The sequence below is a fragment of the Kitasatospora sp. NPDC088548 genome (genome assembly GCF_044753005.1).
Lineage (GTDB): Bacteria > Actinomycetota > Actinomycetes > Streptomycetales > Streptomycetaceae > Kitasatospora.
Genome location: NZ_JBIVMI010000041.1, coordinates 36,912 through 50,306, shown reverse-complemented (window position 1 = coordinate 50,306; position 13,395 = coordinate 36,912). Strand labels below are relative to the sequence as shown.

At 72.5% G+C, this 13,395-nt stretch carries 15 protein-coding genes; 7 read left to right on the top strand and 8 right to left on the bottom strand.

Annotation, left to right across the window (positions count from 1 at the left end; genetic code table 11):
- Positions 1–6: 6 nt before the first annotated feature.
- On the top strand, positions 7–168 hold the full coding sequence (locus ACIP82_RS35055; protein ID WP_400659384.1) for a hypothetical protein: 162 nt from the start codon (positions 7–9) through the stop codon (positions 166–168).
- 739 nt (positions 169–907) lie between these two features.
- On the opposite strand, the gene ACIP82_RS35050 is transcribed toward ACIP82_RS35055, so the two are convergent.
- The 8 genes from ACIP82_RS35050 to ACIP82_RS35015 form a co-directional block, all read right to left on the bottom strand.
- Complete coding sequence (locus ACIP82_RS35050; RefSeq protein ID WP_400659382.1) at positions 908–2,086, bottom strand: protein kinase; 1,179 nt, start codon at positions 2,084–2,086, stop codon at positions 908–910.
- A 182-nt stretch (positions 2,087–2,268) separates the two neighbouring features.
- Positions 2,269–2,565, bottom strand: a complete 297-nt coding sequence (locus ACIP82_RS35045) for a hypothetical protein (RefSeq protein WP_400659380.1) — start codon at positions 2,563–2,565, stop codon at positions 2,269–2,271.
- Positions 2,562–2,972: a hypothetical protein gene (locus ACIP82_RS35040; protein WP_400659378.1), complete on the bottom strand. Its 411-nt coding sequence runs from the start codon at positions 2,970–2,972 to the stop codon at positions 2,562–2,564. Before ACIP82_RS35040 ends, ACIP82_RS35045 begins: the two co-directional genes overlap by 4 nt.
- Positions 2,969–3,805: a DciA family protein gene (locus ACIP82_RS35035; RefSeq protein ID WP_400659376.1), complete on the bottom strand. Its 837-nt coding sequence runs from the start codon at positions 3,803–3,805 to the stop codon at positions 2,969–2,971. The genes ACIP82_RS35040 and ACIP82_RS35035 overlap by 4 nt, the downstream gene beginning before the upstream one ends.
- Positions 3,802–4,440, bottom strand: a complete 639-nt coding sequence (locus tag ACIP82_RS35030; protein ID WP_400659374.1) for a hypothetical protein — start codon at positions 4,438–4,440, stop codon at positions 3,802–3,804. The genes ACIP82_RS35035 and ACIP82_RS35030 overlap by 4 nt, the downstream gene beginning before the upstream one ends.
- Positions 4,437–5,708 carry a hypothetical protein gene (locus tag ACIP82_RS35025; protein ID WP_400659372.1) on the bottom strand — a complete coding sequence of 424 codons (1,272 nt, stop codon included), beginning with the start codon at positions 5,706–5,708 and terminating at the stop codon, positions 4,437–4,439. Before ACIP82_RS35025 ends, ACIP82_RS35030 begins: the two co-directional genes overlap by 4 nt.
- Before the next feature lie 1,092 nt (positions 5,709–6,800).
- Positions 6,801–7,373 (bottom strand): GNAT family N-acetyltransferase, encoded by a 573-nt coding sequence (locus ACIP82_RS35020; RefSeq protein ID WP_400659370.1) that lies wholly within the window; start codon positions 7,371–7,373, stop codon positions 6,801–6,803.
- Positions 7,370–8,164, bottom strand: coding sequence for a GntR family transcriptional regulator (locus tag ACIP82_RS35015; protein WP_400659368.1), 795 nt, complete (start codon positions 8,162–8,164; stop codon positions 7,370–7,372). Before ACIP82_RS35015 ends, ACIP82_RS35020 begins: the two co-directional genes overlap by 4 nt.
- A 468-nt stretch (positions 8,165–8,632) precedes the next feature.
- Between ACIP82_RS35015 and ACIP82_RS35010 the strand changes: the two genes are divergently transcribed.
- The 6 genes from ACIP82_RS35010 (at position 8,633) to ACIP82_RS34985 (ending at position 13,359) form a co-directional block, all read left to right on the top strand.
- On the top strand, positions 8,633–9,253 hold the full coding sequence (locus tag ACIP82_RS35010) for a hypothetical protein (RefSeq protein ID WP_400659366.1): 621 nt from the start codon (positions 8,633–8,635) through the stop codon (positions 9,251–9,253).
- A gap of 175 nt (positions 9,254–9,428) precedes the next feature.
- On the top strand, positions 9,429–9,833 hold the full coding sequence (locus tag ACIP82_RS35005; RefSeq protein ID WP_400659364.1) for a hypothetical protein: 405 nt from the start codon (positions 9,429–9,431) through the stop codon (positions 9,831–9,833).
- Positions 9,834–9,838: 5 nt separating this feature from the next.
- Positions 9,839–9,988, top strand: coding sequence for a hypothetical protein (locus ACIP82_RS35000; protein ID WP_400659362.1), 150 nt, complete (start codon positions 9,839–9,841; stop codon positions 9,986–9,988).
- Positions 9,989–10,206: 218 nt separating this feature from the next.
- Entirely contained in the window at positions 10,207–12,438 is a 2,232-nt protein-coding gene (locus tag ACIP82_RS34995; RefSeq protein WP_400659360.1) for a hypothetical protein, read from the top strand.
- A gap of 151 nt (positions 12,439–12,589) precedes the next feature.
- Positions 12,590–13,126: a hypothetical protein gene (locus ACIP82_RS34990; RefSeq protein WP_400659358.1), complete on the top strand. Its 537-nt coding sequence runs from the start codon at positions 12,590–12,592 to the stop codon at positions 13,124–13,126.
- Complete coding sequence (locus tag ACIP82_RS34985; RefSeq protein WP_400659356.1) at positions 13,123–13,359, top strand: hypothetical protein; 237 nt, start codon at positions 13,123–13,125, stop codon at positions 13,357–13,359. Before ACIP82_RS34990 ends, ACIP82_RS34985 begins: the two co-directional genes overlap by 4 nt.
- The last annotated feature ends 36 nt before the right edge of the window (positions 13,360–13,395 follow it).

The window sequence follows — 13,395 nt, the reverse complement described above, 5'->3', positions numbered from 1 at the left end:
TCCGGCGTGTCGCCCCCGCCGGTGGTCGGCAACGACGCCTCCGGCAGGAGTCCACCCGTGCCGCTGCCGCCGCCCGGCCTGGACGGCGTCGCCAGCAGCACCACCTGGTCGGCCGGGCCGTACGGCGCCGATCACGAAATCGCGGCTGCCGCCGCGACCGGGCCTTGACGGCCCTTTCCGCGCTCATCCATCACCAGGCAGGCATCCGTGCCGAGTTGGCGCAGCAGTACCGGTCGCCGATGATCCACGGGTCTCCGTGGGCTGGCGACGTGGCGTGCTGTCCAGGTGGTGCGCAGCGATCTCGTACAGGTGGGTGGTGACCTGGGACAGTGCACGGTGGTCGGCAGGTCCGCGACGACGAGGCAGGCCGGTGCGGCAGGTGCCGGGCCAGGCACGGGCACCCGCCACCTTGCGAAGGGCAACTGCCCAGTGTCACGCCGTCTTCGGCGTGACCGGTGCGGCGACGGGTCGGCGGCGGGGCCGGCCACGGCCCCGGTGACGGGCTGGCGCCGCAGGGCAGGCGGCAGCGGGGTTGCTGGTCCAGCTGAGCACAGCTGGCCACGGGTGCGGGGGCGGAGCACACCGCGCCCAGCCACCTGCTGGGTCAGGTCCGCATGGGGCATCAGGTTGCCGCCCGGGCCCGGCTTCCCGGTAGGGCAGGTGCCGCCACTGGCCGGGCGGGGAGAGCGAGGGGGTGGGGCCGGGATGTACTCATAGTCCATTTTGGTGATTGTGGTGTCCCCCAAAATGGACCACGAGTACATCCGCCACGGGCACGGCGCGGCCGCACTTCATGTGACGTGCCCCAGGATCACGTCACATGTACGCCTGCTCGCCGACAGCAGGGCCTTGGAGCAGGACCGCGGGGGCGAGCTCGGTTCACTCGGAACAGTCGGCCGGCGGCCGATCAGGGTTCGATGTGCACGGTGACGTAGAGGTCGCCGTTCTCGCCGCCGTTGGTGCCGCGCTCGCCCAGGCCGCGAAGTCGGACGCGCTGTCCTTCGCGGAGGCCGGCGGGGAAGCGGACCTGGTGTTCCTGGACGCGCTTGGGCACGAGGCCGGTCCCGCGACACAGTGAGCACCAGCCGTTGTCCTGGCGGCGGGGGTCGCCGGCGCAGTCGGGGCAGGTGCTCCGGGCGTTCTGCCGCAGTGGCACGGTGGCGCCGTGCTGGGCTTCCTCCCGGCTGAGCGTGACGTCGGTGTTGAGATCCTTGCCGCGCCGGGGCGCGTGGCGGCCGTAGTAGCGCTCGCCGATCTCGTTGAGGGCGGTGCGGACCTGGTCGGCGTCCTGGGGGCGGTCGTCGGGGTCCTTGGCGAGCAGGCGGGCGACCAGGTCCTCGAGTTCGGGGTAGACGTTGGGGCGCAGGGCGCGTAGGTCCGGGGGTGGCTGGGTGGCGTGCTGGTGGGCGAGGTTCCAGAAGGTGGCGCCGGTGAACGGGGGTGTGCCGGCGAGGGCTTCGTGGAGGACACAGCCGAGCGCGTACAGGTCGGAGCGGTGGTCGAGCTCGCCGGTGAACGCCTCGGGGGCCATGTAGGCCGGGGTGCCGATGAGGACGCCGGTGGTGGTGATGGCGTGCTTGGTCTCGGTGCTCTTGGTGATGCCGAAGTCGACGACCTTCGCGGTGGAGGCGGCGGATTCGTCGTCGAGGACCATGATGTTGGCGGGCTTGATGTCGCGGTGGACCAGGCCGGCATCGTGGGCGGCGGCCAGTGCGTCGGCGACGCAGTAGGCGATGTCCAGGGTCTCGGCCCGGCCGAGCGGTCCGTCCTTCAAGGCGGTGGAGAGCGGGTCGCCGTCGATCAGTTCCATCACCAGGTAGGCGACCTGGCGGCCGTCGTGGACGGTGGAGCCGAAGTCGTGGACGGTGACGATGCTCGGGTGGGACAGGCCGCCGGCGACCGCGGCCTCGCGGGCGAACCGGGCGACCTGGCGGCTGCTGTCGGGGCTGCCGTCCGCGGTGAGGACCTTGACCGCGACCCAGCGGTCGACCTTCGGGTCGTAGGCCTCCCACACCTGGCCGAAGCCGCCCGCTCCGATCCGCTCGACGAGCTCGTAGCGCCCGTCGAGCACGGTTCCCGCCTGCACGAACTCCCCTTCCGGTAGCGGCCGCTGTGTCCGGTCCGTCGGTCACGCTACGCGGAACTCCCCGCCGGGGGCAGGGTGAAACCCGAACGCGGGGCAGAGGGCGGCCCTACGCTGATGGCCGGGCCCCTCACGTCGACGAGCGTGAGGGGCCCGGCCATCTCCGGGTTGGTGCTGATCCGGGGTCAGGGCCCGGCGATTACCCAGGTCACGAACACAGACCTCATGGTCTCGTGCACCCGGTAGACGATGCTGATGCGGTCGCCGGAGTCGGCGGCCGGGTCGGTGCGGGCGGTGTAGTCGTCGACCTCGAGGTCGGTGCCGCCGGGCACCGGGATGCCGAGCCGCGGGTAGAGGGCCAGGCGCTCGAGGAGCTTCTCGACCGCGTCCAGCTCGCCGGGGCGCAGCGCGCCGAGGGCGGCTTCGGCGGCGTCGGAGAGGAAGACGTGCAGCGGGGCCGGCTGTTCGGGCTGGTCGGTCACCGGTCGCCGCCGGCGGCGCGGAGCCGGGCGAACACATCGGCGGCCGGGGTCCACTGCTGGCCGCCGATCGGCGCGGCGAGGGAGTCCATGGCCTCGGTGCTGGTCCGCAGGGTCAGGCGGTGGCGGTAGGTGGCGATCACCTCGGCGACGGCGGCCAGGTCGCCGATCGGGGAGGCGTCGAGGGCGGCGGCCAGGTCCCGCTCGAACAGGTCGCGGTCGCCGGGCAGGCCGTAGCGGGACAGCGCGGTGCGCAGCTCGTGCAGGGTGGCCGGCCTGGGAGCGGCCGCGTCCTGGTGGTCGGGCTGGGTGGTCACCTGGGCCTCCTCGGTGGTGGCGGCCGCCATGGTGGCGGGCCGCAGGTTCGACGGTAGCGGTCGGCGGGCGGGTGGTGGAGCGGTCCTGGTCACGCGGCACCGGAGAGGGTGGTCGGCTGCCGGGTGCGCTTGGTACGCAGCGGGACGGCGTCGCCGCGGGCGACGGCGAGGGCGGCGCGGTGGCGGGCGAGGAGCTCGCGGGCTCGGGCGGCCCGGGCCATGGCCTCCTCGTCCTCGACCGAGGGGCGGTGATCCCGTTCGGGCTCGCGCAGGCGGTTGTAGTGCTGGCGCAGGATCTCTTCCCGGGCTGCGGCTTCTTCGTCGAGTACGGCCTGGCGGGCCTGGGCCTGCTCGCGCATCTGCTGGCGGAGCTGCTGGTAGGCCAGGCTGTCGGCGAGCGGCGGCGGGGCCGGCGCGGGAGCCGGGTCCGTCGCCGGCCTGATGGGGGCGGTCGGCTCGGTGTCGGGTGCCGGGGCGGGGGCGGCCTGGCCGACGCGGATGTCGATGGCGCGGACGGTGTCGGGGCGGGTGCCGTTGAGCTTGGCCAGGATGGCGCGCTGTTCCAGGCGCAGCTTGGTGGCCCAGGCCGGGGAGTCGCAGGTGATGCGCAGGGTGCGGGTGTCGGCGTTGAAGCCGGCCGGGAACCAGTGGGTGGCTTCCTCCGGGCCGACGAGCTGGGCCCAGTTGTTGCGCATGGTGCCCTGGGCGGTGCCCAGCGCCCAGCCCTGGGCGGCGGCCATGGTGGGTACGACGGTGGCCAGGGTGGAGGGGTCGCGTGCGTCGCGGCCGGCGCGGGCGATCTGCTGGCGGGTCGGGGTGGTCTTCTTCGCGGGGGCGTTGCCTGCTGCGCGGGCGGCGCGGCGGGCGGCGCGCAGCGCGGTGCGGGCGAGGTCGGCGCCGCCGGGCTCCTGGGTGGTGCTGGTCATGCGGTGAACCTCCTGACGGTGATGTTGGCGTGCTCGGCGGCGTCGGCGATCTGCTCGTCGAGGGCACGGTCGTGGATGAAGGCGAGGACCAGGTCGGCGTCCGTGATGAGCCGGGCGGTCAGTTCCTCGTCGGTGAGCGGCGGGTGTTGGTGGTCAAGGCCGCTGTCGAGGCAGCTGCAGAGCGCTTCGCGGTGGACCGGTTCGGTCGGCTGGCCGTTGGCTTCGGCCCAGTGGCGGGCGAGGTGGCCGACCTCGCCGGGGGCCTCGACGTGGCGCACGGCCAGCAGGTGGAGCGATCCGCGGTCCTGGACCAGGTCGTGCCAGCTCTCCAGCAGCACGTCCTCGATCAGCTGCTCGTCGCTCCAGGTGGGCGGGCCGGTGACGACGACGCGGGCGGAGACGACCTCGGCGCGGAAGCCGGCGACGTGAGGCGCACTGTCGATCCGGTTGAGCTTGGCGAGCAACTGCCGGCCGTGCAGCCTGAGCTGGAGCAGGTAGGCCCGGGTGCTGCACAGGAGCACCAGCTCGCGGGTCTCGTGGTCGTAGACCGGCACGGTGTGGCGCGCCAGCTCGGGGGCGACCATCCCCCACCAGGGGAACTCCCGCTGGAGAGCGGTGCGCGGATCGTCGGTCATCGGGTCACTCCCAGCTGGATGTTCGGGTTGGCGGCGAGGGAGGCGTACTGGGCGACCAGGTCGGCGCCGAACAGGTCGAAGGCCCGGTCGCCGGCGCTCTCCATCTGGGCGAGCGCGGCCGCGGGCAGGTAGGCCGCTTCGAGCAGGTCCTGCCGGGTCGCGGGCGCGGTGGAGGCCGCCGCGCCGAACAGGTCGGCCATGAACTCGAGTTCCCCGGCCAGCTCGCGTACTGCGGTGACCGTGGTGTCGTCGACCCGGACGGCGGCCCGCTCGGCCACCTCCTGGTCGTGCTGCTCCTGCTCGACGTCCTGGCGCAGGGCGTGCGCGATCAGCGAGTGGGGCCGCTCCGGGCGCCAGAGCAGACCGGCGCACCCGTACTGACCTGCGATCTCGCCCAGCCAGGCCACGGTCCGCTGCTCGTCCCAGCCCTTGCCGGCGGCGTCGTTGAGCACCCACCGGAGCTGGTCGTGGCTGGCCTGGCGTACCCACGGCACCCGCCGGTACGCGGCCTTGGCGAGCCGGTCGCCAGCGGCCAGCATCGCCGCGGTGACGGCCTGCCCGAGCACCGTCCGCCGCCGCTCCCCGCCCTTGGCGGCCGCCTTCGGCTGCTTCCTGGTGCTGGACTTCTCGTCGACACGGGCCCCGCCCGTAGTCTTTGAATCACCCACAGAGGTAGAGCTCAGGCAGTCAGTGGTACCACCCTCCATTGGGGTGCAACGCGGTGTCTTGACGGACTGTCCGGCACTGGTGTGACGGCGGGGGCGACGGGGGCGACGCAGCTTCCTCGCGGCCTTCTTCCCGAGCTCCGCGATCACGCCCCGGCCCTCCTCCGAGATCCCCGTCATCCGCCGCTCCAGGCCCTCGCCCACGGTCCGGATGCCGAGCGCCTGGTCGTAGGAGGCCGGGACCAGGCGCTCGTACTCGGAGGCGCGGCAGTCCACCCGGACCTGACCGGGCATCATCGGCAGCCGGGTGCCGATCGAGCGCCAGGCCAGCAGGCCGGTCGCCCGCAGGATCTCCAGGTGGTACTGCACGGTCCGCTTGCTGCACTGCATCGCGCGCATCAGGAACGCGATGCTCGGGCGACACGGCGTCAGCTCCGACAGAACCCGCGCGAGCCGCAGCGTCGTCTCGCTGAACTTCGGGCGGCGCGACGGCGGGACGTAGAGGCCGGCACCGTGCACCCAGTGCACTGCCTGCATCCACGAGTAGCCGTCCAGCACGATCCGCCCGGCCGTCCCCGACACCAGGTGCTGCTGCTCCGGCACCCACGCGACCTTCTTCGCGGGGACCACTGCGGCGCCGGCTACCTCCTGGCGCTGGCCAGGAACGGCCGGGACGGCCGGAACTACACCCGAGAGGCCGTCCACGGCACTACCGACGCACTCACCCGAACGTGTGATGTCCGTCACAGACCTAGGTCTGGCGGCGGCCGTTCCGACAACCGGTCCCTGAACCAGTCCCTGGACAGAACCCAAGGCAGCACGGGGGGAGGAGAGATCTCCCCCCTCCCTCCCGGCATCCTCCGAGCTCAAACCGGGGACACCACCCGCCGCCACGGGGACACGGCGGGACTGGAACGGGCTCCTGACCTGCTGCAAAATGGCGTTGCTCCCTACAGCTACATGGGGACGCAGCGGCGCCCCCTCGGGGGTGTTCGTGAAAAGCACCCCTCGTGGGTGTTGGAAAGACCCCCTCCGGGGGGTGCCGAACTGCCTCCTCTCGCTCGCGTTCGTCTCGTGCGGGTCGTGGTGGTGCGGTGCAGCCGAGGCCCCTGCAAGGGCCCCGACTGCGAACGGCTCCTGGCAAGGGAGCCGGGTACTGCGAGTGGCCCTTGGAAAGGGGCCGGTTGTGGTGCGAACCAGGTAGTGCAGCCGGTGGTCGGTTGGAAGCCGATCTCCAGCGAGCCCCGCTCGACGGTTTGGAAGCCCGAGAGCGAGGTGGAGCAGGTGGCCGCGTTGATCCGGGTGGAAAGTCCGGTGAGCGGCCAGCGGAGCTAGACCCCTAGGAAGGTCGAGCACCGCGGACGAGGGCTAGGTCACGGAACACCCCCGCCTCGGGGGCCGCCGTGGCCGGCCACATACACGACGACGGCACCCCGCCGGAGCGAGACCCGGGACTTCCCGGTCGACTCCACGGCGGGGTGCCGCGCGTATGAGGGGGTGCCACTGCGGGTACCCTGCATCACGTCACCACCTCCTACGTGGCTGACCGGGACGGGCCCCTGGCAGGGGGCGCCGATCCACTTGAACGCCGTCCGGACCCTCGGGTCCGGGCGGCGAAGTTCGTTTTGGATCACTGACGATGCCACCCTACCCCTGTGGACAACCTGCGGAGTAGCGGCGAACTCACCGTGTCGATCAGCGATCAGACGTCCCGACAAGTTCCCCTCCCCCTTGGATCGTCCAGTCATCGAACCCGTGGTCGGCGACAACGGCCTTGCGCTGGGCTACCCAGCCCGAGCCGCCAACTTCGGGGTCCAGGACCGTCCTGACGTGCTGAAAGCCGCGTTCCACGTAGTACTGGTGAAGCCGGCGGTTGCTGGTCCAGGCATCCAGGCGGAGCAGCTTGGCCCCGCGCCGTGCTGCGCGGTCGCCGGCCCAGTCCAGCAGTCGGGTACCAAGCTCCTGACCGGCGTAGGCCCGGTCCACCGTGAGCTTGTGGACGTACATGGCGGCGACCTCGCGCTCGGCGGCCGTCCAGAGAAGCGGGTCGGTCTCGGCGTCGAGGGTGATGGTGGCCGCGAGTTCGTCGGCTCCTGCGGACTCCCGGACGACGAACACCTCCCCGGCCTGGATGCTCCGAGCTATGTGGTCGCTGGGGAAGTCAGTGGACCACTGGTCGCTACCGGCCTGGGCGAGCCAGGCCGCGGCATCGGTCCGGAACTGTGCCAGCCGCGGCAGGTCAGCGAGTTCAGCACGCGTGATGATCACTCTGCTGCCGCCTCTTTGGTCTCCGGCTCGGTCTCCTCGGCGCGCCGGTTCCGCTCGTAGACGATTACGTGGCGGTCGCCGGGCAGCAGACAGATGGTGACCTGGACCGGACGCCCTTCGCGGTCATGCCCGGTGCTGATCAGCTCGGCCATCGGGGTGCCGGGCGGGAGAGCAAGGCGCTCCAGCTCGGCAGCCTGCGGCAGCCGCGGATAGATCTCATCGAGCGACTCCACCAATTCGTAGCCGAGCTCGGCCAAGACCTGGTTGGTGCCGCGTTCGACGCTGCCAGGAACCATCCACTCCGAGCCCTCGACGATTCGAAGGGGAACGTACGAGTCGTCAGTGGCGAAGGGGACGCCGTCGACGTAGCTGGTTCGCCGGCGATAGCCGACGGGCTCGCCCTGGGAGAGCTGCAACCGCTGCCGTACCGCTTCGTCCGGCAGCACCACGCCCACTTCGATGGTCTGAGTGCCGTCGCGGCCCTCGTCCTGGAGCAGCTGGGTGTAGATGTCGACCGTCGGCGGCTTCCGCCGAAACTCGGACTGGGGCCGGTAGACCAGCGGGCGCCACTCGCGAACGGTGCGCCCGAGCCGGCCCTTCCCCTCGTTGATCAGCCCCTCGTGCTGGAGCCGTTGCAGCGCGGTCCGCACGGTCTGACGGCTGACCTTGTGCTGCTCGGCGAGCTGGAGTTCTCCGGGGACCTGGTCGCCAGGAGCCAGTTCGTGCTGGTCGATCCGCCGCTTGAGGTCGTCGTAGACCCACTCCCAGCGTGCCCTGCTGTCGGCTGGCACCAGTCGCTCCCTCATCGTGTCCGTTCTGTACGTACAGAAGATAGCGCGTTTTGGTCGCGGCGTCGCCCCCGGCCCCGCGCGCCGGGCGTGGCGGAGACCGCGACGGACCGTGCCGACACGCGCACTGCGCGTCGCTGACCTGCGCCTTTGGCCATTTGTCAAGTCTGTACGTACAGAAGACTTGCGGGGCCAAACTTCTGTACGTACAGTTCAGACATAAGCCAACCGGCCCCGGCCGGGGCGGTCCTGTCGGGCCGTCAGGCGTGCAGGCCCATTCGCTTCGGCGGTGATCAAGTCGAGCCCACCCGCTCCTAATCACCGCAGTTGCCGGGCCGAACATATGGCTCCACCACAGCGCTGCTGCGCTGTCTGTCCGCCAGGACGCCGGCCGATCAGGTCGGGCCTGGCGGGCGGAGAGAGCAGCACACCGCTCCCCCGGACCCTCAATCTCCCTGTCAGGAGGCCCCGATGCCCGCTCGCACCCGCACCAAGCGCCGCAGCTCTCTCTCCCCGCTCAAGCTCTCGACGTTGCTGCCCAGCCGCTACAACCTCCGCCCGGACGAGGCGAACACCGTGGTCTGCCCGTCCTGCGACACCTGGCAGCGGATCATGGGCGACCAGGGCAAGACGCGCACCATCCGCGACCACTACTCCACCGACCTGTCCGGCGCCGAGCTGGAAGCCGGCCAGCGGGACACCCGCTGCCCCTCCGCCCGCCGGATCGTCGAGATCGACGTCAAGGTCGCGCACTGGGCGAAGCAGATCGAGGAAGGAACCACCCAGGTCGCCGCCCGCCGGCCGACCACGGTGCTCCGGAAGATCCCGACCCCGAAGCCCCCGGCGGTCCTCCACATGGCGCAGCCCCGCCCGGCCGTCCCCGAGCCGACCGCCGACGAGCGCGCCGAGCAGTGGGCCGAGATCCTCCTGCCGGTGTTCGTGGCCGACGCCCTGCGCCGCATCCCGCTGCACGGCGCACGCGGCCCGATCTTCCCGCTGGCCCTGCCGGTCGGAGCCCGGCCGATCGCCCAGACGCCCACCGCGGACGAGGTCCTCGCCGAGAGCCCGATGCGCCAGCGCGCCGCCGCCTGACCCACCGCCAACAGCACGAACCGCCACGGCCGCCGCCCACCCGATCTTCGGGGTGGGCGGCGGCCGTGGCTGCTCGTACGCAGCACAGAGCAGCAAGACGGCCCCGGGGGCGCAACCCCGAGGCCGTAGTCGGTCGCGCACCACCAACCCGTAGAAGACCGAGAGGAACACGACCGTGAACACCATGATGGCACTCTCCGTCGAGACCAACACCGCCGACTTCGACGAGCTGTACGGCCGGTACGCCAGCCGCTTGCTCGTCGCCGCCGCCGAGCAGCTCGCCGAGATCAGCCCGGCCGCGACCGACCTCGACGAGGAGCTGGCCGCGCAGGTCTGGGACGACGTCGCCGCCGGCCTCTACCCGAGCGGCGCCCGCGGCTTCACCGGCCTGCTGCTCCTGCTGCGCGACAAGGCCCGCCAGGTCCGCGCCCGGGCGGCGGCCGCCAGCCGCGCGATCCGCGAGGTCGTCATCGACCTGGACGACCTCGCCGGCACCGAGCGGAACACCGCGATCGCCACCGTCCGGCCGCTGCCGGCCACCGTCTCCGCCGCCGTCGCCGCGCTCCCCCTGGCCGGGTGATCACGATGTCCGACACCCTCGCCGCTGCCCAGGCCGCCGCCGCCGCGCTCGCCCAGACCCAGCAGAGCGTCAACACGCTCACCGCTGACATCCAGCAGCACCTGCCCCAGCCCGCCCCGCAGCCGGCCCCGACCACCTCCGGCGGTGGCCAGTGAGCAGCCCCGAGGACCAGGCCTGGACCGGCAGCCAGATGGACGAGCTGCTGCGCAGGGCCCGCGAGATGCACCAGCGCGCGCAGGCCGAGAAGGCCGGCGGACAGCAGCAGTAGAGCCCGACACCGCCGCCGCGCCCCGCCCCGGACCACCGGAGGCCGGGCGCGGCGGTGCTCGACGGTGCCCGCCCCCGCGCGCACCTATATAGAGGAGGAGCCCTCGTGGCGACCCGACGCACCCCGGCGCGCCGCCCGACCGCGGCGAAGACCCCCACCACGAAGAAGACCACCACGGCCCCGGTCGTGGCCGAGCAGCCGGCCGCCGTTGTCGTCGACCAGGCCGCGACCGACGCGGTCCTCGACCAGGCCCACGCCGAGCTGGCCGACGCCCGCGACCGAGCCGCCGACCTCCTGGACCTGGCCGAGCAGGCCACCGCCGACGCCGCCGCCCTGACCCGGGCCGCCGACGAGCAGGCGGAGCAGATCCTGAACGGCGCCCGCCAGCAGGCCACCGACCTGCTGACCGGTGCCGAGCAGGACGCCCAGGCGCTGAGCCGGGAGACCCGGGCCGCCGCCGGCGCCGAGGCCGAGCAGCTGCTCGCCGACGCGAAGGCGCGCGCCTCCGAGCTGCTCGCCGACGCCGAGACCACCGCCGACCAGGTCCGGGCCACCGCCAGCGCGGAGGCCGAGCAGCTCCTCGCCGACGCGAAGCAGCAGGCCCGGCAGGCGGCTGCGGTGCTCACCGCCGAGGCCGAGACCAAGGCGGCGCGCAGTGCGGAGCAGATCCTCGCGGACGCGACCGAGACGGCCGGACAGCTGGTGGAGGCCGCCGAGACCGAGGCACGGCAGATCCGCCGCAAGGCCGGCTCCGACCTCACCACCGCCCGCGAGCAGCTCGCCGACGCCACCGAGGCCCTGGAGCGCACCCGCAGTCGGGTCGACGCCTACCAGGCCGAGGCGGAGAAGGACCTGGCGGGTCGTCGGGCGCTGGCCGACCAGGCCTGCCGCGACGCGCTGGCCGCCGCCGACCAGGCCCGCGCGGACGCGGCCGCCGATGCCCAGCGCATCCGCGACACCGCTGCCGCCAAGGCCCGCGAGCTGGCGGAGGCCACCGAGGCGCAGGCCGAGGAGCTGCGCCGCCAGGCCGAGGACCTGCGCGTGCGGCTGGAGGAGATGGCCCGGGCGGACGCGGACGAGATCCGCGAGACCGCCCTGGCCGAGGCCGAGCGGCTGCGTGAGCAGGCCGAGAACGAGGCCGGGTCGATCCGGGAGGAGGCCGCCGTCCAGGCCGCCGGCCTTCGCGAGCGCGGCCAGCAGCACGCCGACTCCTTGCGTACCGCGGCCGAGAGCCGGGCCGCCGAGCTGGACCGGCAGTCCAAGGCGGCGCGCGGCAAGGCCGAGGGGGAGGCGCAGCGGATCATCACCCAGGCCCGGATCGAGGCCGAGCAGCTCATCAATGGGGCGGCCGGGCAGGTGGTCGAGGCCGAGGCCAGGGTCCAGGTCCTGGTCGCGGAGGAGCGGCGGATCGCGGCCAAGCAGGCGGCGCGCAAGCGCGGCTATCCCGCGCGGGTCCGGCGCCGCACGACGCAGCTGACCGGCTGGGCGTGGACGAAGGCGCCCTGGGCGGCGCTGTCGGCCGGTGTCGGGCTGACCGCCAGCGGCGAGTACGCGCTGGCAATACTGGTCGGCATCCCGGCCTCGATCGGCTGGCTGCTGCCGGTGTGCATCGACGTGTGGGCGATGTCCGCGATCCGCGCCCGCAAGGCGAAGGAAGTCGTGGTCGCGCTGGTGACGATGATCCTCGCGAACGCGGTCTACCACATGGCCGACGCCCACCTCCTCGGTGTCGAGCAGGGCGCGGACGGCACGTGGCACGCGCAATGGCAGTTGATCGTCGGCGTTGCATGCATCGCACCGATCGTCGTCTGGCGCGTCCACGCGCTCATCCCGCACGCCCCTGCAACGCACCCGGCCGACGACCTGTCAGCCGACGAGGTGTCTGCAACGGCCCCCGAAGGGTCTGAAACGGGCGCTGCAACGGAGCCGGTCCACCCCGCCCCGGTGGCGGCGCCGGCGGTTGTGCCCGTCCCTGTTGCACGGCCCGCCGTCCTCGGTGAAACCGCAGGTCGCGGGAGTCGTGCAACGGTCGGCGGTGCAACGCGGCTGGCGCTGGCGCCCGGTGAAACGGGACGCAATGCAACGACTCCGGCCCCTGCAACGGCCGGGTCGGGCGCAACGCCCGCCGCTGCAACGGAGACCGGTGGTGCAACGACGGTGAGCGTTGCACGGGTCCTGACCGAGACCGACATCGAGGTCATCACCCGGCACGTGCAACGCCACCAGGGCCCGCCCGAGAAGCTGCCGTTGCAGCCCATCGCCGACGAGCTCGGCGTCTCCAAGTCCACCGCGTCGCGGCGGGTCGCCGCCTTCCGCGACCTCGCCAAGGCGAGCTGAGCACTCGGCCTCTCCGGTGGTCACCAGGACGCCCGCAGCGTCCTGGTGGCCGCCGAAGGTGCCGACGGCACCGAGCAGCACCTAAGACCCGTGCATCCGGCCGGAGCCCGGGTCGACAACCTTCCCCCCAGCGCGTGAAAGGACGGCCACCGTGGCCTACGACGACGACACCAGCGACTTCGGATGGAAGTCCGACCAGCTGCTCGCCCCCGGCGGCATGGCGATGTACACCGACCAGATCCGCCAGATCTTCCGCGAGCACCGGGACGACTTCCGCGCCCTGGCCAACGACCTCCAGGGCGACCTCAAGCACAACCCGCCCGCCGGCGACAACAAGCTCGAGGCCAACTACCACGCCTGGAAGACCGCCCGGCTGCTCCACCAGATGGAGGGACACGCGCAGGCCATCATCACCCTGGCCGCCAAGCTGCGCGCCACCCACCAGAACATCTACGTCGAGCTGCCCAAGCGCCGCGCGGTGAAGGCCGAGGCCAAGGCCCTGGAGAAGTCCGGCCAGGGTGCGCAGGTGGCCCGGACCGCGGGCAACGTCAACGACCTGGTCCGCCAGATGGCGGCCCACGCCACCGGGCAGGCCGGCGACCAGGCCGGGCAGCCGGCGGCGGGCGTGCCCGCCCAGCCCGCCTACCCGCCGGTCTTCGACATGTTCAAGACGGGCACCGGCCAGTGAGCGGCACGGCACTCGACAAGGCGGCGCGCCAGGCGGTGGAGCGCCGCCTGGCGAACCTGACGAAGTTCTACAAGGACCGCCAGGACGCCGCGAAGACCGACCAGGAGCTCGCCGCGGTGGTGCTCGACCGGGCCCGCGCGATCGCGAAGTTCGCCGAGAAGAACGGCGACTCGACCAAGTGGTACGCGCTTGCCCAGTACCTCGACGCCTGGTGCAACCAGCACGGAGGGTGACCGGGCCGAGGGCCCGAAATCATCATCATCACCGGC